The following is a 1,267-nucleotide window of genomic DNA, read 5'->3' on the forward strand; positions in this document are numbered from 1 at the left end:
TCGCATCAGCAACCACGACACCGGCGTTTCTCCGCTGGCTGCTGTTGGTGTTGAATACGCACTGACCAAAAACTGGGCGACTCGCCTGGACTACCAGTGGGTTAACAACATCGGTGACGCAGGTACCGTTGGTGCGCGTCCAGACAACAGCATGCTGAGCGTCGGCGTTTCTTACCGTTTCGGTCAGGATGAAGAAGCTGCACCAGTTGTTGCTCCGGCACCAGCTCCAGCGCCAGTTGTTGAAACCAAGCGTTTCACTCTGAAGTCTGACGTGCTGTTCAACTTCAACAAAGCGACCCTGAAGCCAGAAGGCCAGCAGGCTCTGGATCAGCTGTACAGCCAGCTGAGCTCAATGGATCCTAAAGACGGTTCTGTTGTAGTACTGGGCTTCACTGACCGTATCGGTTCAGAGCAGTACAACCAGAAACTGTCTGAGAAACGCGCTCAGTCTGTAGTTGATTACCTGGTATCTAAAGGTATCCCTTCTAACAAGATCTCTGCACGCGGTATGGGCAAATCTAACCCAGTGACTGGCAACACCTGTGACAGCGTGAAAGGCCGCAATGCCCTGATCGACTGCCTGGCGCCAGACCGTCGCGTTGAAATCGACGTGAAAGGTATCAAAGACGTTGTAACTCAGCCACAGGCTTAAGTTATCACGCAATAAAAAACCCCGCTTCGGCGGGGTTTTTTTATGTCTCTGACATCGCGAATGAACAATTTCGCTATTCGTTCTCCGTTCCGCCTTTGCCCAGAATCGCTTGCAAATCCTGCTTCAGAGTCGACATCTGACTGGCATACTTCTCTTTACGTTCTGCATCTTCAATCAACTGCACAATGGTCTCTGACAGCGTGTTGCTGCGTCGCTGGGCCAATCCCGCCAGTCGTTGCCACACAAGATACTCAAGATCGATAGACTTTTTGCGCGTATGCTGATGCTCCGCATTGAAGTGGCGCTTACGGCGTGCACGGATGGTTTGCTTAAGTCGATTCTCGAGATCAGGATGAATATGCTCAGCAATCCACTCACCAACGTCAACGGGGCTATTTTCCATCGTCAGTAAGGTATCCACCGCCGCCTGGGCAGCGCTGAGCTCAAGGTGACGGGTGATCGGCTCACCTTCCCGATGCTTTTTCACCAGGTATTTCCACTTCCATCCACTTTCAAGATTTTCGAGTTGCTGGTATTTCATCGGAATCTCATCGTGATCACGTAACAAACTAAGAATAACAGCTTTTTTCCCGGATGCAGCAAGGAAAAACATGT

2 protein-coding genes are annotated in these 1,267 nt (G+C 51.1%); one reads left to right on the plus strand and one right to left on the minus strand.

The window, feature by feature from the left end; all coding sequences use genetic code 11:
• Positions 1–652 (plus strand): porin OmpA (gene ompA, locus QMM04_RS22550; protein ID WP_282997113.1); only part of this gene is annotated, 652 nt, incomplete at its 5' end.
• 73 nt (positions 653–725) lie between these two features.
• On the opposite strand, the gene matP is transcribed toward ompA, so the two are convergent.
• Positions 726–1,193, minus strand: a complete 468-nt coding sequence (matP, locus tag QMM04_RS22555) for a macrodomain Ter protein MatP (protein ID WP_282997114.1) — start codon at positions 1,191–1,193, stop codon at positions 726–728.
• Positions 1,194–1,267: the final 74 nt, after the last annotated feature.

Origin of the sequence: Pantoea sp. Pa-EAmG (genome assembly GCF_030024295.1) — a bacterium.
Taxonomy (GTDB): domain Bacteria; phylum Pseudomonadota; class Gammaproteobacteria; order Enterobacterales; family Enterobacteriaceae; genus Pantoea; species Pantoea dispersa.